This window comes from Rhodococcus sp. UFZ-B548 (genome assembly GCF_903819475.1).
Lineage (GTDB): Bacteria > Actinomycetota > Actinomycetes > Mycobacteriales > Mycobacteriaceae > Rhodococcus_F > Rhodococcus_F erythropolis.
In genome coordinates this window covers 119,559-137,986 of record NZ_CAIJDS010000010.1, presented here as the reverse complement: position 1 = coordinate 137,986, position 18,428 = coordinate 119,559, and the positions used below count along the sequence as shown (strand labels likewise).

Sequence of the window (18,428 nt, the reverse complement as noted above, 5' to 3'; positions counted from 1 at the left end):
TGTCCGACTGGGGATTCAGACCTGGTCTTGATCACTCGGTGTCGATTCACGTCGGTTGGCTTACGCTGGTACGCCCGTTTTCGATGTGTCCGACGAGCACGCGCTTGAATTCAGGATCTTCGTCGACCGTCACAGTGGCCTGATACCAGCCGTCCACCGACGCCACCGCCCACCGGCCGCGTGCGCCGGCAGCGAGCTTCCGTCGGTCCCCGTCGACGTCGACGGAGAGTGCACGACTTCCGGAATTGTTCGCGGTCAGTACAAGCGCGCGCGACCCTGCGTCGATGGTTGTCGAGACGTCGAGCGAAGCTGCCGCACTGTCTGTCGCTCCACTGAACTCGCGCTTGAAACCATTGGGACCCAACAGGGTCAGGCTGTAGATGCGATCACTGAGCGCAACGATGTCATCGACCTCGCCCAGGAGGTCGTAATGCCGTGGCTCGTCGAACTCACCTGCGTACGGGTACAAGGCCAGGTGAGTTGATGCGGCACCGGCATTGACCAGATGGACCGTCAACGAGCCGGTTTCCGGGTTCACCGTCGTGTAGGCGTCGGGCTGATAGGGAAGGGCCCGTGCTGGTCGAGTGCCGCTTTCCTGCAGGGGCATTCTCTGTTCGGTGGGTGGGGTCGGTGTCCACCGCGGTTCCAGAGGCGGAGTGGGCTGCGGGCGCGCCAAAGTCGGTCGGCTACGCGGGTTGGCGAAGTCGAACGCCGACGTCAGGTCGCCACTCACCGTGCGTCGCCACGGGTCGATTTCCGGCTGCGTGATTCCGAACCGCTTCTCCAGGAATTGCGTGACGGACGTGTGGTCGAACACTTGTGAACAAACGAAACCGCCAACAGTCCACGGTGAGATGATCGTCATCGGCACCCTCGGGCCGAGGCCGAGCGGCTGATTGCCGACCCATTCGGTTTCGACCGAGCGCGGTGGTCGAGGTGGCGGTACATGGTCGAAGTACCCGTCGTTCTCGTCGAAGTTGACGATCACGGCCGTCTTCGCCCACAGATCGGGATCGGAGGCGACGGCGTCGAGCACTTGATATAGCAGTGTTGCGCTCGCCGCAGGTGACGATCCCGATGGGTGCTCCGAATCCACTTCGGACGGAACGAGATAACTGACTTGCGGCAGTCGGCCCGACTCGGCGTCCTTCCTGAACTCGGCGGCCAGTGTGCCGGGCCGGGATCGGTACAGTGCGCGATCGTAGAGTTGGCGATCAGCAGGCGACAGTTGGTCTGCAGCATTCTCGAGGGCCAGTACCGCTGCGTCCTGGACCGGCGCCGGCATCGACGGCAGGGCGAGATAGAACCCGGCCAAGGTCTGCAGTTCGTAGGGGAGCAGGCTTGGCCGACCAAGCAGCCCTGCCGCCACTTTCTTGAAGGCAGTGAAGTATTCGAGGTTGTTGTCTCCGAAGTTGTCCCACTCTTGGTAGGTCTTCCAGGAAATGCCGGCGGACTGCAACCGCTCGGGAACCGTCGTCCATCCGTAGCCGGCGTGCCAGGGGTTGTAGGCCGCATTGGTTACAGCTCTTCCCTCGGGGCCGGGCGGATCCGAAGGCAGGACGGACTCGGTTGGATTCGGCGAAAGTGGCTCGTATCCGGTGTATCCAGAGACCCAATAGTTCCGGTTGGGGCTCGTCGACGTCGGAACGGAGCAGTGGTAGGCGTCGCAGATCGTGAACGAGTCCGCCAGTTCGTAATGAAAGGGAATGTCTTGCCGGTCGTAGTACGCCATCGTCGTACCGGTCTTTGCCGCAATCCAACCGTCGTGCCAGCCGTCGGCGAGTGCGGCATGTCCGCCTGCCCAGCTGTGATCCAGCCCGGTGACGTTCTGGGCGTCCATGCGTTGTGCAGCAGCGGAATCGCGGATGGGGAAGGGGAGCACAGGACCGGTAAGCCCGGGTTGCTCGAAGACGCTTTGGCCGCTGCGTAGACGCAACGCATTCGGATCCCCGAAGCCGCGAACACCCCTCAGAGCGCCGTAGTAGTGGTCGAAAGATCTGTTCTCCTGCATGACGAGGACAACATGCTCGATCGAATCGAGCCCGCCGGAGTTTGCGGGTGTCGCCAGTGCACGTTGAAGCGACGGCGGCAGAAGGGAAGCGGCGGCGACTGCAGTCGCACCGACCCCGGCGGCGAGAAACGACCGTCGAGAAAAGGAATTCCTGGACACTTGTGCTCCATCGATCAATCAATCAGTGCTATGACTACGGCCGCGACATGCTGTTGCCGCTGCTCCGAATCGGTGCAGCGGCAACAGTGTCGAGAGAAATGCGATCAGGAACCGAAGAGACCGCCCAGCGAACCGAGGCTGCCCGAGCCGCCGTTTCCGCCATCATCAGGCGCAGCAGAAACCTTTACGACGGATTCGTCCGACGCAGACTGCGTGAATCCGCTTCGCCCGGCGTATGCCGCCTTGATCGGATGATCGCCCGTCGATGCGAAAGTGTGCGTCAGTCGCGCCACACCATCGACACCGACGACAACGGGTTGTCCGATGGGTTGGTCACCGTCGAAGAACTGAACCGAACCCCCGCCCGGATTAGGACTGACCGTTGCGGAAAGTTCTGCCGCGACATTCTGCTTGGCCGTCGTAGGAGCTGCCAGTGAGGTCGAGGTGGTGACATCGGACGGCGCGGGATCAGACACGGTGACCGTTTGGGCTGATGCCATCGACGGCATGAATCCTGTTGCGCCGGAGTAGTAGGCCGACACTGCATGAGATCCGGCCGAGGTGAATGCGTGTTCCAGAGTGGCTTTTCCGTCAGCGCCCACCGGGATCGGGGCACCGATATTTGCAGCGCCATCCTTGAACTGGAGAGTGCCACCAGTGGGGGTCGGCGTGACCTGCGCCCTCAGCGACACCGATACGCCCGTCTTTGCATCGGTAGGAACGTTCACGGCAGTGTCGGTTTGCTTGACGACAGGTGCGGCAGTCACCGTGACTATCGCCTCTGTCGAGTTGGAACTCTGGAATCCGTTGACTCCCTGGAACGTTGCGGAGACCCGCGCGGTTCCGGCGGTGAAGAAGGTATGCGGTAGCCGGGCAGTGCCGTCGGCACCGGGCGTGACAGGTGTACCGACGTCAGCGCCGTCCACCCTGAACTGCACGTTTCCGTTGACCGGCGCCGGATCCACCTTTGCGACAAGCTCTGTCGGTGTGCTGGCTTGGATCGAGCCGGGCATCTGGATTGTGGTGGTTGTCGGTTGGCTGACGTAGATGGTGGTCAGGGCCTGCCCACCGGCGTTGAGGCCGGAGTTCCTGTTGTCCCGCGGGGAGCAGTTGTAGCGCTCCCAGTAGTTGACTCCGAAGACGTCCTTTTCGCGCTGGACGAATGTGAGCGCATTTCGGTCATCGTCGTAGTTGGCGGAGCCGGGATCGGAAACTCGCAGCGAAGGCTTGATCTCGCTACCAGCCGCACCGGCTTTGACTGTGACGTCGACTGCGGGGAGTCGGAACTTGGTGTTGGCGCCGACGATGATGCCGTCACTCGATCGAACCGCGGAGGACGGACCGTTTCCGATGGTCCGATTCGATCCGGAGATACGCAGGTGCGTACCGGATGCCGATGGATTGCCGCCGTCGTCGATCTGTGTGACTGTTGGAGTGGCACTGTCGGATCCGAGGCCGTACGCACTGTCCGCCACAAGCTGGGAACTCACGAATTCGACGCCCGACGGGATGTCGAAGTCGTACTTGATCCGGGCCCAATGCACGACTCCACGGCTGGCATGGCCGCCGCCGTTTGCCTTCATCTCGTTCGGCTGCACCCGGTAGGTGATGGTCTCACCTGGTGCCGCGGTGGTCGGCGCGGTGATGGTGACCCCCGAGCCGAGCGTCTCGTTGAACGTGATCGGGCTTGCCGCACCGTCCATCTCGCGCACATGGCATGCAGTTGTGAAGGCCACGCTCTTGGTCTCGGGGGCAGCAGAGGCGATTCCGCCGCCGACGATGGAGAACAAGCCGCCGGCCAGTACCGAGACGGTTGCAATCGCAGAGCCGCGTAACAGTTTCGAGTTCATCGACGAATCCTGGTTTCTGCTCACAGTTTTCACGACCCGAATCCGGGGGTACCAAGGCTGCCGAGGCTACCGGTGCCAGGCTCGGGCTCGGACGGTTCGACCACGTTGATCGTCACGGCGCCCGATATCGATTCCATGAAACCGGCAGATCCCGTGTAGTACGCCGTGATGTTGTGGTCGCCCGCTGTTGTCATCGTGCGGTTGGCCTTTGCGACACCGTTGACGACGGCCACCGGAGCGCCGAGGTCGACCCCTCCGTCACGGAACTGCACTGTTCCTCCCGACGGCCAAGGAGTGACCGTTGCCGTCAGCTCCACGGAGTCACCGACGACAGCTTTACCGGGTGCGTCGATTCGCGTCTGTGTCTGAGCGAGGCTGGAGTCGACATTGATCACGGCGAGCGGCTGGCCGCCTGCGTTCAATCCGGCCGAACGATTGTCGCGTGGTGAGCAATTGGTGGTCAGCCAGTATTTGACGCCACCGAGCAGGGTTTCCTGTTGCAGGAAGGTCAGGTAGTTGGCGGCACTGTCGTAGGAACCGGAGTTGGTGTCGGAAACGCGGAGCATGGGCTTGATCTGGGTTCCCACAGCCCCAGACGTGACGGTGACGTCGACTGCCGGGAGCTGGAACGTCTTTCCTCCACCGACCTCGATTCCGCCGCCGCCGTTGTCGTCGGTGTTGGGTCCGTTGCCCGCCGTGATGTTGTTGCCGGAGATACGAAGATGCGTCCCATTCGGATCGGGTGAACCGGCATCGTTCACCCGCGTGATCGTCGGGGCGACCCCACCCAGATTCGAGCTGGTGCCGGCCACGATCTGCGCCCCCACGTAGGAGGTGCCTGCAGGGATGTCGAAATCGAACTTGAGACGCGTCCAGTTCACGACGGACCTGAGGTCGTAGCCGTCATTGGGGACCGTCATCGGCTTGGGGGCGAGTCGGTAGGTGAATGTCGAGTTCGGCGGAACCACGGTCGGGGCACTGATCGTGACGCCGGAATCACGCGTCTCGTTGTGTGTGATCGGACCGGGGAACTGCCACCCGTGACACGATGCCGTGAACGGAAGGTTCACATCAGCGGCGGATGAAACTCCCGCTCCGCCGACGACCAGGGCAACGCATCCGGTCAAGGATGCGGCCACCCCTACTCCTCGGCGCATCAACGTCGACACCATTCACATTCTCCTTGAGTAGCGCTCGAAAAGATCGAGCTCTCGGCTTGAAGCCGGGTCCGGGAACCGGCCTCGAGCTGACAGAGAAGCGAATACGTCTTCGTCGTTTGCTCACCACCAGCTCAAACCCTGGAGAGGAGTAGAACACAGAGCGAGCCGCGAAATATGCGATTCGGACAAATTGTTGGACAAACGTCCAACCGGCGAAATTTCTCCACTTCTCTGACCGCTCTGCACTGCTTTAACGTGGCGTGAAGTGGGCCCGGTAAACGGTCAGGCGATCGCGCGGCGCATCAGTTCTGCCGTCTCCTTGTTGAATGCGACCAGTGTGACCGTCTCGACCTCGGTCTTCGCCGCGCGAATCGCTGAAACGGCCTGTCGGACCGCATCTTCCTTCGGCCAGCCGTAGACCCCTGCCGAGATCAACGGAAAGGCGACGGTTCGTGCGCCGATCGAGTCGGCAACGGCGAGACTGCGGGTGTACGCCGACCGAAGCAATCCGGATCGGTCCTCGGAGCGCGAATACCTCGGGCCGACGGTGTGAATCACGGCCTTGGCGTGGAGCTTTCCCGCGGTGGTGGCCACGGCCGCACCCACCGGGAGGCCGTCGGGAAGGCTGGTGTTGCGCAATACCTCGCAGGCCTTCAGGATCTCCGGTCCTCCGGCCCGGTGGATCGCGCCGTCGACACCGCCACCGCCGAGGAGCCTGGAGTTGGCCGCGTTGACGATGGCGTCGACGGTCAGCGTCGTTATGTCACCTTCGACGACGGTAATAGCGGCCATGGATCCTCCTGGGTACCCGACGGCTGTGTGTCCGACGGCTGTGTTTCCGACTGCCGTGTTCCAGAGTTCACGCTTCGGGCGAGCCCACGGCATAGCCGAGCGTACGTCGTAGGGGTCACGTCCGATCAACATCGAGTATCGCGCCGCAACCGACGGTGTGCGACTGTGCGCCTGAACGCAATGAAGGAGTACGCGCTTTCCCTCGGCCCGCAACGCCTGGACGGTGCGCGCTGCGTCGTCGATAACGAACTCGAGGTTGGCGTTGGAATCGTGACCGTCGTCGACCAACCAGAACTCGACGTGATCGGAGCTGACCTGCCGTGTTCCCATGCGGCACAGGCTGACCACGGCGTCGTAGTCCGCAGTGGACACTGCATCGACGCCGCCGAGCATGACGCCGTCGTCGTGCGGATGCGTGGTCAGGTGGTGGGTTCCGCGGAATTTCGAGTAATCGAGTTCTGCCGTCGACGGCCATCCGTTCTTGTCGTCGGTACCGCCGCGAGCAGTCTTGATCGCCAGGCGAACCAGATCGGAGGAACGGTATCCCGGCCAGCCGTGCATGATTCGGCGCCAGCGGGCGGGAACCGCCGACGCTCCCCAACGGGCGCCGAGGAGGCCACCCGCGATGGCCGCAGTCGTGTCGGTGTCCCCGCCGGCTCGTACGGCTGCTTCCAATGCGTACTGGAGGTGGCGAGCGTCGGCATTGTCCGTGGAAGTGATGGCCCACCAAGCAGTCTGAAGTGCATGCACCACCCAACCGTTCTTGGAGAAGTCCTGCGGGTTCCCGGTTTCGGCCTGATCGAGCAGCGGGCCCCAGTATTCGGCGACGTCCTGATCGGCAACGGAGAGGAAGCCGCGAACACCGTCGAAGTTGCCGGTGACAACGGCATGGCGGATGGCATGGGTCCACAACTCGCACGCCTGTCCGGCACGCGGGTCGTCGTGCGTGAGTGAACTGATCCGGTGCGCTGCCGACCTGGCACCTTCTGCATCGTCCAAGTAGGAGAGGGCGACGGGAGCGGTGCGCATGAGCGAGCCGTTGCCGGCCTTGCGGCCGCTGATCGCCCGCGCACGATCCGCCATCGCCGCTGCGCTTTCGGAGCGGGCAGACAACACTGCTCGCGTCTGGTTGCCGATGTCCGCGGGCTTCGAGTCGTACCACCGGATGAACTGTGCTGCAATGGCATCGAGACCGTCAGAGCTTCCGATGTCGATTCCGGTAGCGGCCACCTCGGCGATCGCAACTGCCATCGAGGTGTCGTCGGTCCATTCTCCCGGCGCCCAGTCGAACGGGCCGCCACCGATCATGTCGATCGTGACCTCGGCCTTCGGGTAGGTGAATTCGTAGCCGGCGCCGAGTGCGTCTCCTGCTGCGGTGCCGAGCAGAACGCCGGCCGCTCGATCGGACTGCTGTGCGGTGAGTTTCATAGCCACCTCTTCGGTTCGCGATGATCGTTTGATCAACTTTGCGCTAACCATAGATCATGTTTGAGATAACATGCAAGGGTGAATAAATGGACAGGCACGAGCGGCAAGGGATTGACGGACTATCCGCGTCCGTCTGTGGCAGTGGACGTCGCGGTGCTGACCTACAGCGGTGGATCTCTGAAAGTTCTGGTGGTTCGGCACCGTCTCGGTGCGCTGGCGCTACCGGGAACATTTCTGCACGAACGCGAATTGCTCACGGCCGCAGCCGATCGTGCCCTGTCGGTCAAGGCAGAATTGACCCAGACGAGCTTTCACCAGTTGGCGATCTTCGACCGACCGGACCGCGACGACCGTGGATGGGTTTTGTCGGTCGCGCATACCGCGGGCCTACCGGAATCGGCACTGCCCGATTCGGCGCTTCTCGTCGATGTGTACGACGACGAGGCAGTGAGGGGACTCGCGTTCGACCATGCCGACATGGTGCGACTCGCGGTCACGGACCTACGCACGAGGTATGCGTCGTACGTGGATCCGGACGGATTGTCGGGCGGGACGTTCACCGTCGCCGAACTTCGGGGACTGTACGAGGTGATCTTCGATCGTCCGTTCCAGAAGGACAGCTTCCGCCGACAGGTGTTCGACGCGCTCGAAAGTACCGGCGAGATGAGCAGACCAGGTAACGGCCGACCCGCCGAGACGTACCGGAGGCGGGGTGACGGCGCACTGGCTGCGCAGGCAATGGCATTTTTGACCGGATGAAGTGAAACGAATTCTTGCAGTTCTGCTGACCTGACGCGCTGAGCTGGGTAATGTCCGATTGATGGGTGCAGTTTCGAATGAAGCCGAGTCCAAGATTCCGACTGTCGTGTGGGGTACCGGCAACGTCGGGCGTGCATCGATTCGCGCTGTGACAGCCAATCCGGCCCTCGAACTTGTCGGCGTCATCGTTGCCAACCCCGCAAAGGTCGGGCGAGACGCCGGTGACCTCGCCGATCTGGGAGTGCACCTGGGCGTCGCGGCTACCGACGACGCCGATGCCGTGCTCGCAGCGTCCCCCGGCGCGGTGGTCTACGCGGCGTCCGGCGACATCCGGCCCGATGACGCGGTTGCCGACATCACGCGGGCGCTGGCCGCCGGAGCTGTAGTGGTCACGCCGTCGGTATATGCGCTGTACGACCCGAAATCTGCGCCTCCCGAACTTCGTGATCCCGTCGAAGCTGCAGCCAAGACGGGCGGCGGCGCTCTGTTCGTCTCCGGTATCGACCCAGGCTGGGGCAACGACATCCTGCCGATTCTCGTCAGCGGGCTCGCGGGGACAATCGACCAGATCCGGTGTCAGGAAATCTTCGACTACACGACCTACGAACAGCCGGATTCTGTCCGCTACCTGATCGGGATGGGTCAGCCGATGGACTACGAACCTCCGATGGTCGCGCCCAGTGTTCCCACCATGGTCTGGGGCGGGCAGATTCGGCTCATCGCCCGAGCGCTCGGGGTGGAACTCGACGAGATCCGCGAGACCTTGCTGCGCCGCCCGCTCGAGGAAACCGTGTCGACCGAACATATGGGGGAGTTCGCGGCCGGCACCCAAGGCGCACTGCGATTCGAGGTTCAGGGAATCGTCGGCGGGGAACCCCTGATCGTGATCGAACACGTCACGCGTATTCATCCGTCCTGTGCCCGCGACTGGCCGCTCCCGCCCGACGGAGGCGACGGCGCGCACAAGGTGATCGTCGAAGGGCGACCACGAATCGAGATCAACGTCGAAGCCACCGATGAAGGTGGAAACCGCGCGGCCGGTGGAAATGCCACGGCCGTAGGACGTCTCGTCAACGCAATTCCGTGGCTACGTCAGGCCGAACCCGGCCTATACGACGCGCTGGACGTTCCGCTCACACCCGGCGTCGGCAAGCTCGGTGCCCGAAACTCGGAGGTACTCACATGAATATCGACATACCCGAAGGTAAGAACCCGATCGGCTACGTGTGGGGAGAGATGGTCCCCGGCATCGGGCCCGCGGCCGCCGGGTTCTCCCAAAAGGTTTACACGGACGGCACTCTCGGACTCCGCGAGTTCGAGGCGGCCAGGCTTCGGATCGCTCAGATCAACGGGTGCATCTTCTGTCAGGACTGGCGCACCGAGCGTGACGGCGAGACTGTGGAGTCGACGTTCGATCAGGCTGTCACCGACTGGCGCACCACAGATGCGTTCGACGACAGGACACGCCTCGCTGCCGAATACGCCGAGAGATACGCCCTCGACCACCATGGGCTCGACGACGAGTTCTGGGAACGTATGACCGCTCACTACTCCCAGCGAGAAATCGTCGAGTTGAGCATGTGCCTCGGATCGTGGTTGGCCTTCGGCCGGCTCAACCACGTCCTCGGCCTCGATACTCAATGTGTGTTGCCCGGCAACTGAACCTAGTTGCCCAGCGTCGTCAGATCCGGGTAGTTCGAGACCTCCCAGCCGCCGTCGACGACCAGACTGGTTCCGGTGATGTACGAGGCGTCGTCGCTGGCGAGATAGAGGCAGGGGCCTGCGATCTCGTCGGGAGTTGCCGCTCGGGACATGGGAATTCGGCTGAGAAACATGTCGCGGGCGGGTTCGTAGTTCATGACCGGCGCGACCAGTGGCGTGTCGACCAGGCCGGGTAGAACGGCATTGACCCGGATCCCCGACGCAGCGAGTTCGATCGCGGCATTCTTGCTGAACATCTCGACCCCGGCTTTGCCTGTCGCGTACGCGCTCCCGTAGGGGCTCGGTACGTGCGCGTTCAATGAGGACACGTTGACTATCGCACCACCGCGACCGTGCTCTCGGATATGCCGCGCTTCATGTTTGGTGCAGAGGAAGACGCCCTTCTGCACCAGGTCGATGGTGAAGTCCCAGTCGGCCTCGTCGAGGTCGACGATCTGCCCAACCCTCGACGCCCCGGCAACGTTGAAAGCCAGATCGATACCGCCGAATTCCGCTGCCGCAGCGGCAATAGCCTCGGCAACATCGGATTCCTTGGTGACGTCAGCGGGAACGGCGAGGAAAGACGCGCCGTGCTGGGAGGCTATCTCCTTCAAACCCTCTGCATCGATGTCGATTCCGGCTACCTGTGCGCCTTCGCCGATAAGTCGTAGTGCAATGGCTGCACCGATACCTGATGCTGCGCCGGTGACAACCGCGGTTTTGCCGGCAAATCTGGACGTGTTAATGGGCACCTGCTTTCAAGAACTTTCCGGTTCGGCGGTTGCCGAGAACGGGTGCTGCTTCTCCGTCGCCGAAGACGTACTCGCCGCCGACGAACACTGCGGTGACGGTCTGATCATTGCGATTGACCATGCGGGAGAGGTTGTCGTACTCCACGACCGGACTTTCGGCGTACGCCTCGAGTGAATCGTCGAGATGGGCGGGATCGATCACAACCAGGTCGGCGCGGTCACCTAATCGAAGGTGCCCGGCATCGACGTCGTACCACTCGGCCAGTTCGCCGGTGAGGCGATGCACCGCTGCCTCGACGGTCATGAAGGGACGGCCGACCTTTTGGGCATCGTAGACACGTCGTAGCAGTCGTAAGCCGAAGTTGTAGAACGCCATGTTGCGCAAATGCGCTCCGGCGTCGGAGAACCCGAGTTGGACGCCGTTGTCCTGGGCGAACTTGTCCAGAATCTCCGGCCGGTGGTTCGAGATGGTTGTGCGCCAACGCACTTTCGTGCCGTGTTCGAGGACTAGATCCAGGAATGCATCGACAGGGTGGAGGCCGCCTCGTTCGACGCCGACCTGCCCGAAGCTCTTGCCGACAAGGGATTCGTCGGGGCAGGAGACGATTTCGGCGTCGAAGAAGTCGCGGTGCCAGACTTTGACGCCGAATTTTTGATCGTAGTCCTTGCGGAATTGCCGACGGTACTTCTCGCTCTGCATCAGAACGTTGCGTTCCATCTCGTCGGTCAGATGCAGTGCTGCAGCGCCGGATCCGAACTCCTCGAAGACAACCAGGTCGATGCCGTCGGCATATACCTCGAAGGGAACTGGCAGGTGCTGCCAGCGCAGGTCTCCGCCGAGTCGATTGACCAAGTGTGCCAGTGGGCCGAGGATCACCACGGCCAACTTGTTGGACTTGATGTCGGCCGCCGAAAGCATGCTCGTCTTGAGTCGCTTACGCCAGATACCCGCGCTGGAGAACGCCATCGCTCCGGTACTCATCGGGTTGGAGAGGTCAGGTCCGGCCTGAAATACCCGTCCTCGGCGGCGCAGGATCGCATTGAGTCGGCGTCGTTCTTTCGTGGTTGCATACGTCGACGGCAGCGTGCGTGATCGGCAGGTCTCACCGTCGAGTTTGTCGAACAACAATTGCTGACTGGACATCCCGACGAATCCTGCGTCGAGAGCTTCGGTCAACTGTGCTTCCATCGACGCGAGTTCGGTGTCGGTGGGGTGCACGTCCTTCCTGGTAGCACGATCCAGTCCCATCTCGGCGGCTCGCATGTCGGAGTGTCCGATGAAGGCTGCAATGTTGGGACCTAGCGGAAGCGCCTCGAGTGCAGCAACATACTCTCTCGCGGAGTTCCAGGTCTTGGCCCGCGTGAGTGCTTCGACGACGTGCTTGCGTGGGATAGCTTCGACGCGGCCGAAAAGGTCGCCGGCGTCCGACGGGCTGGCGTGAATGGTGGACAGGGAACACGATCCGACAAAGATCGACGTGACCCCGTGTCTGAGAGATTCGCTCAGCGCCGGGCCTTCGAGGATCTCGACGTCGTAGTGAGTGTGGATGTCCACGATGCCCGGGATCACCCACTTGCGCCGCGCGTCGATGACACGGGGACAGTCGGTTTCGTCGAGTGGATCGAGGGAGATGGCAGTGACCAGCCCGCCTCGGATACCCAGATTGCGGACAGCTGGTTTCGCCCCGGTGCCGTCGAACCACAGACCGTTGTTGATCACGGCGTCGTAGGTCATGAGATAGCCACCTTTGTGCGTATCGTCTTCCCGGTTGCATTGCGAGGCAGAGGAGTTGTGCTCAGTTTCCACTTCACCGGCACCTTGAAGTAGGCCAGTCGTTCGGCGACATAGTCGCGTAGTTCTTCTTCGGTCGCCGCTCCCTCGCTGCGAAGAACGACAACGGCCGCCACTTCTTGGCCGAGGTCTGCCGAATCAATGCCGATCACAGCGCATTCGAGTACCGCGGGATGCTCGTCGATAGTCTGCTCGATTTCGAGAGGGTAGACGTTCTCGCCGCCGCGCAGGATCAGATCGGACCGGCGGCCCGTCAGGCGGAGTCGGCCGTCTTCGAGAACTCCGAAGTCGCCGGTTCGGAGCCATCGGTCGGGACCGATGGCGGCAGCAGTTGCAGTCTCGTCGTTCCAGTATCCCGACATCACATACGGACTGCGAGCGCAGATTTCGCCCTCCTCGCCGTCGGGAACCGCAACACCGAATGGATCACGGACCTCCACACTCACACCGATGATGGGCCGTCCGAGAGTTCCGGGGAACGCGGCGAGTTCTGGTGGCGTGGCAACCGAAATGCCGGTGGAGGATTCGGTGAGCCCGTAACTGTCGACCAAGGTGTGCTGCGCAAAAGGCAGTCGCGCGCGCAGGCGGTCTTGCAAAGCCGGAGATGACGGCGCAGACGCGAGTGCAAAGGCGCTCAGTGAGGTCAGGTCGTACTTCTCGAGACTGCCATGTTCGAGGAGACGGGTTGCCATGGTGGGGACCACCGCCCAGTTGGTGACCTTCTCGCGTTCGACAAGGGAAAGGACTTCGTCGACGTCGAAGGCGCCCTGATGGATGACCACGGCTCCGCCCGTCGCGAGTCGTGGGATCGCCAGGTTATGCAGGCTTGCAATGTGAAACAGCGACGCGGTCAGCAGATACCGCAAGTCACTGGGTCGGCCGTCACTGGGTCGGCCGGTGAACGCCGCAGCGAGGCGATCGCTGTAGCGGTGGTAGTCGATGACGGCCAACACGTTTCGATGAGTGTGAACAGCTCCCTTGGGGCGGCCGCTGGTTCCGCTCGTGTAAAGAATGACGGCCGGATCGTCCTCGTCGACGGACGTGCGGGACAGTGCCGAACCCGAATACTTCTCCATCAAGGCCGGTAGATCTTCTTCCATCGTGAGCACGGGAACATCGGTGTTCACTTCGGAAAGAACTTGTGCGCGTTTGGCGTCGGCGATCACCACGGTGGGAGTGGTGTGATCGATGCCGTATTGCACTTCACGGGCCACCCACCACGAGTTGAACCCGACGGCGATGGCGCCAAGCGACTGAGCCGCCCAGAAGGTCATCACCCATTCCGGCGTATTGGCGGCGAGGATGCCCACCCGATCGCCCTTGCGAACGCCGTAACGCTCGCGCAGCGCAGTGGCCAATGCTGCTACGGCCTCGCCGTGCTCGAGGTAGCTGAAGCGTCGGTCCTTGGTCACCAGGTAGTCGCGTGATCCGTAATCGAAGGATGCGGCGAGCACATCGCCGAGTGCCTTGTCACGGTTCTTCATGACGGGCATCGAGCTGCCGAGTACATCCTCGACTTGCATCTCGAAAGGACCACCGGGGCCGGTCAGCCCAGCTATGACGGACGCGATGAATGCTTGTGTATCAGCGGAAGTAGTCACGTGAAGTGCCTTTCAAAGATTAGGGTACGAGCACTGCGCGTCCGGTGACCTTGCCGTGTTCGAGACGGTCGAGTGCGTCGCGGGCATCAGCGAGGTCGAAGCGGGCTACTTCTACCGTTACCAGACCGGCCTGTGCCAGGGCGATGGAATCGACGAGGTCGTTTCTGGTGCCGCCATAGGACTTCCGGATCGATGCGCCCCACGGCCAGCCAGGTCCGCCGGCAGCTTCGGCTGTGATTCCGGGGTTTCCGCCTCCGAGACCCACCATGCGATACGCGCCGTTCGGCGCAACCGCTTGAACGGACATCTGTGCAGTTGCGTCGATACCGACGAAGTCGAAGATGACTTCTGCGCCTCTGGCCGACGTGAGGTCGAGGATGTGCTGCGCGGTGTCCGGTCCCGATTCGAGCGTGATGTCGGCGCCGCAACGTTTGGCGAGATCGAGTTGATCCTGTCCGACATCGACGGCGATGATGCGCACGGCACTGATTGCGCGAAGTATCTGTACTGCAACGTGACCGAGTCCGCCGACGCCGATCACGACGGCGGTGGCACCGGGCTGGAGATGTTCGCGTGCGCCGCGAATGGCGTGGTAGCTCGTCAGTGCTGCATCGGCGAGCGGTGCGGCCTGCAGGAAGTCGAGGTCTCCGATGGGTACGAATGAGCGAGCCGGGATCTTGACGTACTCGGCCATTCCGCCTTCGGGACCGAGCCCGGGGCAGGGCGGCATCGCGGTGCGTCCAGCGGCGAGGCACATGTTCTCGTTGCCGCTCATGCATTCTCGGCACTGTCCACAGGACCAGCACAGGTAGACGACGCCACGCTCTCCGACGGAACGGCCGTCGACGCCACTCCCGACGGCTTCGATCGTTCCGGCAATTTCGTGGCCGATGGTCAGCGGTTCTTCGCGCATCTTGTACGGAAAGTGCAGGAGATGCAGATCGGAGTGGCAGATTCCCGCTGCGCCCACCCGAATCAGCAGTTCCGATGGACTGATCTCGGGGATCGGCACGTCGTTGATCTCGAGGAGGCCAGGCCCCATGAGCTGAGCTGCCTTCATGAACTGACCTCGCTGATCTCGGAGTTGTACGCAGCGCTCAGATAGGCGTTGCTGCGGTCGGACCCGATCAGACCGGGTGCCATCTTGTTCATGACGTAGGCGAAAGTCATCCGACGGTCCAGATCGTTGACCAGCATCGAGCCGCCGATACCGGCCCACCAGCAGGCGCGTCCGTCGGGAACCAGGGGTGCGGTATCCGGGTGCGGCAGTCCGTATCCGATGCCGAACTTGAGCGGAGTCATGATCCCGAGGTCGATACCGTCGGCTTGGATCGCGAAGATCAGGTCGATGGTGCTCTGCGAGAGCAGCTTCTGGCCGTCGAGCACACCACCGTTCGAGATCACGGATTGGATCCGAGCGATAGAACGTGCGTTGCCGTGGCCGTTGACTGCGCCGATCTCAGCCTCCCGCCAGGGCGCGGTGTTGACCTCGGGGTAGTCGAGCAGTGGGCACGTCAGGGTCTTGATGAAGATGCTGTCCTGGTCGAGCGTGGACAGGTCGAACTCCAACGCGGGCGGCGGAACCATGGTGGCTATTCGACCGAAATGCTCTCCGGACGTGCCGATGTGGAAGTCGGCTCCCAGTGGACCGGCAAGCTCTTCGGCAAAGAACCTGCCGAGGGTCCGACCGTCGATGCGACGAATGACCTCACCGACGAGATGGCCGTAGTTGATCGCGTGATAGCCCGACGCCGTACCTGGGGTCCACCAAGGCTTCTGGGTAGCGAGGCGAGCGGTGGACGTCTCGAGGTCGTAGATGTCCTTCAGCTCGATCGGGCGCTCCCAACCGGAGACGCCAGACGTATGCGACAGAAGGTGGCGAACTTCGATGTCTTCCTTGCCGTTTACCGCAAAGTCGGGCCAGTAGTGAGCAACCTTCTGGTACACGTCCAATTGGCCGCGTTCGACCAGCAGGAGCGCACACAGAGCCGTCATGGTCTTGGTGATGGAGAAGGTGTTGACGATGGTGTCCGGGCCCCAAGGAGTGGTACGGGATTCGTCGGCGTATCCGCCCCAGATGTCTACTACGGCTTCTCCGTCGACGGTGATGGCGATGGAGCCACCCAACTCCTCACCGGATTCGAGTTGCGCCTCGAAGGCGGTGCGGACGGCTTCGAACTCGTTGTTGCAGTGACCGTTCACCGTGCTCATGCGCGATCCGCCTTCTCGAGTTCGTGTGCTGCTGCACGCGCCGCAACAGGTAGTTTGTTCCCCGAGGCCGCGGCACGCTTGGTGCCCTTGGCAATTTCCTTGTTCATGTTGCGGACGTACGGGTCGAACTCGAGCTGAATGGTGTGGCGCGGTGACTTGTAATAGGGGGCGAGGAAGTACGCCTCGTCGGCCTTGGTGATCTCCTGCATCTCGTTCGCGGACGGCAGCTGGTATTTACCGGTGAGGTAGGCCGCGACGAGCTTGCTCTGTTGCTCGGCGAAGTTTACGAGCGTCGGCATGGGCTGAGCGAGTCCCATGAAGAAGAGGTTGTCGATTCCGGGCTTCATCATGCGTTTGAAGAGTGGGAATCGGTTGTCTTTGTCCGGCAGCAGGTTCGGGTCGTCGAAGAAGGGGAAGCTGATGTTGTAGCCGGTGGCGCAGACGACCACGTCGACGTCCTCCGCGGTGCCGTCGGCGAAATGAACCTGCTTTCCGTCGAGTTTGGTGATCGCCGGCTTGAAGGTGATGTCGCCGGACCCGGCGCGTCCCAAGAACTCGCCACTGGCTGACGGATGTGCCTCGAAGGGGCGGTGGTCCGGCTTGGGTAGTCCGTAGCCCTCCATGGTTCCCAGGTTCTTGCCGAGGAATCGACGACTCAGGAACAGGCGCAGCCCCCGAGGCATCCAGGGCGGGGTGATCAGTTTGTCTCCCGGCACGCCGCCCAGGTATTTCGGCAACACCCACACGCCGCGGCGTGCCGAGACGATGAGCTTGTCGGCGAGGTATCTCTGCCCCAGTTCGGAAGCAATGTCCAAGCCGGAGTTCCCCATTCCGACCACGACTACTTTCTTGCCGCGCATGTCGATCGGATCGAACGGGTCGTTGTAGCTGTGGCTGTGCATGAGGACGCCGTCGAACTCGCCCGGGTAATCCGGGATGTTGGGATCCCAGTGGTGACCATTGCAGACCATCAGGACGTCGTAGGTGCGGACTTCGCCGTCCGAGCGCGTGATCGTCCACAGTCCGTTTGCATCACGCTCTGCGGCAACAACACTGGTGTTGAAGATGATCGACTCACGCAGGCCGAAATGCTCGACGTAGTCCTTGAAGTACTGGAAGAGTTCGGAATGGTGGGGGAAATCGGGAAGGTCGGCAGAGACCGGGAAGTCCTCGAATGCCAAGCGCCACTTCGACGTGTCGATATGCAGGCTCTGGTAGCAGGCCGACATTCCGTTGGGGTTCTTGTAGTACCAGTTTCCGCCGACCTCGTCGGACGCTTCGTAGCAGTCGAAGGGTATTCCGAATTCCTTCATTCGCTTGGCCGTCGTGATTCCGGTAGGCCCGGCGCCGATGATGCAGACGCTCGGCAAGGGGGAGGGGCTCATTCGCCATCGCTTTCTGTTCTGTCTCGGGCGTGCGCGAAGAAGAATCGAAGCCCGAGAAGTGACTTGAGTCATAGTGCGCCATTCGCTGACGATGTGTCAATGAATGACGCAATGTTTTTTGATGACGGTGAGTCGGTGATTTGCCAGGAAGTCGAAATGCGAGCAAGGTGGGCGACGTGAGCACGACTACCGATGGCCCGAAGAACAGGCGGGGAACCCTTCGCGACGAGCAGAAACGCGCGACGCGGGCCAAACTCGTGGACGCCGCACGCACTCTGTTCGAGGAACGGGGATACGCGGCTGTCACGGTCGACGACATCTCCTCGGTCGTCGGATGCAGTAGAGCCACGTTCTACGTGCATTTCGCCAGCAAGGTGGAGATGCTCAAGACGATCGGCGCGGCCGGGATAGCGGCGAGTGCGTTCGCTTTCTACATCGATCTCGATCGGGTCCTCGACACGAACTCTCGCGTGGAGTTCACCGCATGGCTGGAACGTGCCTTCGACTGGTTCGACGAGAACAAGCGCCTGCTGCCGGCGTGGGACGAGGCCGTGGCACTCGAACCGGAGTTCCGCGAGACAGCGCGAGACGGTATGACCGAACTGCCGAATGCCATGCCCAAGTATCTGGGTCGGTGGCCGGTGGAACAGCATGACGAGGCGAGGTTGCGCGTCGAATTGCTCGTGAGCCAGCTGGAGCGATTCTTCACACGCTGGGCCGTGCAGGGGACGATCGACGTGACTCGGATGCAGGCGGCCGAGGTTCTGACCGACATCTGGTTCCCGGCCCTGTCGCCGGAATCCAAGGGCGGCGGCGAGCGGTAGGGG

The 18,428-nt window shown here is 62.3% G+C and carries 14 protein-coding genes; 4 read left to right on the top strand and 10 right to left on the bottom strand.

Annotation, left to right across the window (positions count from 1 at the left end):
* Positions 1-46: 46 nt before the first annotated feature.
* The 4 genes from H7C86_RS12030 to H7C86_RS12015 form a co-directional block, all read right to left on the bottom strand.
* The gene (locus H7C86_RS12030; RefSeq protein WP_182261586.1) at positions 47-2,170 is read right to left on the bottom strand and encodes a phosphocholine-specific phospholipase C; all 2,124 of its coding nucleotides are present in this window, start codon (positions 2,168-2,170) and stop codon (positions 47-49) included.
* A 104-nt stretch (positions 2,171-2,274) separates the two neighbouring features.
* Positions 2,275-4,020, bottom strand: a complete 1,746-nt coding sequence (locus H7C86_RS12025; protein ID WP_259349089.1) for an Ig-like domain-containing protein — start codon at positions 4,018-4,020, stop codon at positions 2,275-2,277.
* Between the two features lie 29 nt (positions 4,021-4,049).
* Positions 4,050-5,192 (bottom strand): Ig-like domain-containing protein, encoded by a 1,143-nt coding sequence (locus tag H7C86_RS12020; RefSeq protein WP_182261584.1) that lies wholly within the window; start codon positions 5,190-5,192, stop codon positions 4,050-4,052.
* Between the two features lie 270 nt (positions 5,193-5,462).
* The gene (locus H7C86_RS12015; protein WP_182261583.1) at positions 5,463-7,400 is read right to left on the bottom strand and encodes an O-acetyl-ADP-ribose deacetylase; all 1,938 of its coding nucleotides are present in this window, start codon (positions 7,398-7,400) and stop codon (positions 5,463-5,465) included.
* A gap of 78 nt (positions 7,401-7,478) precedes the next feature.
* Between H7C86_RS12015 and H7C86_RS12010 the strand changes: the two genes are divergently transcribed.
* The 3 genes from H7C86_RS12010 (at position 7,479) to H7C86_RS12000 (ending at position 9,821) form a co-directional block, all read left to right on the top strand.
* Positions 7,479-8,159 (top strand): NUDIX hydrolase, encoded by a 681-nt coding sequence (locus tag H7C86_RS12010; protein ID WP_182261582.1) that lies wholly within the window; start codon positions 7,479-7,481, stop codon positions 8,157-8,159.
* 61 nt (positions 8,160-8,220) lie between these two features.
* On the top strand, positions 8,221-9,345 hold the full coding sequence (locus H7C86_RS12005) for a dihydrodipicolinate reductase (protein WP_182261581.1): 1,125 nt from the start codon (positions 8,221-8,223) through the stop codon (positions 9,343-9,345).
* Positions 9,342-9,821, top strand: a complete 480-nt coding sequence (locus tag H7C86_RS12000) for a carboxymuconolactone decarboxylase family protein (RefSeq protein ID WP_019745891.1) — start codon at positions 9,342-9,344, stop codon at positions 9,819-9,821. Before H7C86_RS12005 ends, H7C86_RS12000 begins: the two co-directional genes overlap by 4 nt.
* Positions 9,822-9,823: 2 nt before the next feature.
* On the opposite strand, the gene H7C86_RS11995 is transcribed toward H7C86_RS12000, so the two are convergent.
* The 6 genes from H7C86_RS11995 to H7C86_RS11970 are packed head-to-tail and all read right to left on the bottom strand — an operon-like array spanning position 9,824 to position 17,601.
* Positions 9,824-10,612 carry an SDR family NAD(P)-dependent oxidoreductase gene (locus H7C86_RS11995; protein WP_029256589.1) on the bottom strand — a complete coding sequence of 263 codons (789 nt, stop codon included), beginning with the start codon at positions 10,610-10,612 and terminating at the stop codon, positions 9,824-9,826.
* Positions 10,602-12,347: an amidohydrolase family protein gene (locus H7C86_RS11990; RefSeq protein ID WP_070795468.1), complete on the bottom strand. Its 1,746-nt coding sequence runs from the start codon at positions 12,345-12,347 to the stop codon at positions 10,602-10,604. Before H7C86_RS11990 ends, H7C86_RS11995 begins: the two co-directional genes overlap by 11 nt.
* Positions 12,344-14,005: a class I adenylate-forming enzyme family protein gene (locus H7C86_RS11985; protein ID WP_182261580.1), complete on the bottom strand. Its 1,662-nt coding sequence runs from the start codon at positions 14,003-14,005 to the stop codon at positions 12,344-12,346. The genes H7C86_RS11990 and H7C86_RS11985 overlap by 4 nt, the downstream gene beginning before the upstream one ends.
* A gap of 19 nt (positions 14,006-14,024) precedes the next feature.
* Positions 14,025-15,065, bottom strand: coding sequence for an NAD(P)-dependent alcohol dehydrogenase (locus H7C86_RS11980; protein ID WP_020909584.1), 1,041 nt, complete (start codon positions 15,063-15,065; stop codon positions 14,025-14,027).
* Entirely contained in the window at positions 15,062-16,216 is a 1,155-nt protein-coding gene (locus H7C86_RS11975) for a serine hydrolase (protein WP_182261579.1), read from the bottom strand. Before H7C86_RS11975 ends, H7C86_RS11980 begins: the two co-directional genes overlap by 4 nt.
* Positions 16,213-17,601, bottom strand: a complete 1,389-nt coding sequence (locus H7C86_RS11970) for an NAD(P)/FAD-dependent oxidoreductase (RefSeq protein ID WP_175470368.1) — start codon at positions 17,599-17,601, stop codon at positions 16,213-16,215. The genes H7C86_RS11975 and H7C86_RS11970 overlap by 4 nt, the downstream gene beginning before the upstream one ends.
* Positions 17,602-17,768: 167 nt before the next feature.
* Between H7C86_RS11970 and H7C86_RS11965 the strand changes: the two genes are divergently transcribed.
* Positions 17,769-18,425, top strand: a complete 657-nt coding sequence (locus H7C86_RS11965; RefSeq protein ID WP_182261578.1) for a TetR/AcrR family transcriptional regulator — start codon at positions 17,769-17,771, stop codon at positions 18,423-18,425.
* Positions 18,426-18,428 lie beyond the last annotated feature (3 nt).

Bases quoted from the DNA above. Each gene is read 5' to 3' on its own strand.
- H7C86_RS12025 (WP_259349089.1), bottom strand. From the start codon at position 4,020: ATGAACTCGAAACTGTTACGCGGCTCTGCGATTGCAACCGTCTCGGTA.
- H7C86_RS12000 (WP_019745891.1), top strand. From the start codon at position 9,342: ATGAATATCGACATACCCGAAGGTAAGAACCCGATCGGCTACGTGTGG.
- H7C86_RS12020 (WP_182261584.1), bottom strand. From the start codon at position 5,192: ATGGTGTCGACGTTGATGCGCCGAGGAGTAGGGGTGGCCGCATCCTTG.
- H7C86_RS11975 (WP_182261579.1), bottom strand. From the start codon at position 16,216: ATGAGCACGGTGAACGGTCACTGCAACAACGAGTTCGAAGCCGTCCGC.
- H7C86_RS11980 (WP_020909584.1), bottom strand. From the start codon at position 15,065: ATGAAGGCAGCTCAGCTCATGGGGCCTGGCCTCCTCGAGATCAACGAC.
- H7C86_RS11970 (WP_175470368.1), bottom strand. From the start codon at position 17,601: ATGAGCCCCTCCCCCTTGCCGAGCGTCTGCATCATCGGCGCCGGGCCT.
- H7C86_RS12005 (WP_182261581.1), top strand. From the start codon at position 8,221: ATGGGTGCAGTTTCGAATGAAGCCGAGTCCAAGATTCCGACTGTCGTG.
- H7C86_RS12015 (WP_182261583.1), bottom strand. From the start codon at position 7,400: ATGAAACTCACCGCACAGCAGTCCGATCGAGCGGCCGGCGTTCTGCTC.
- H7C86_RS11990 (WP_070795468.1), bottom strand. From the start codon at position 12,347: ATGACCTACGACGCCGTGATCAACAACGGTCTGTGGTTCGACGGCACC.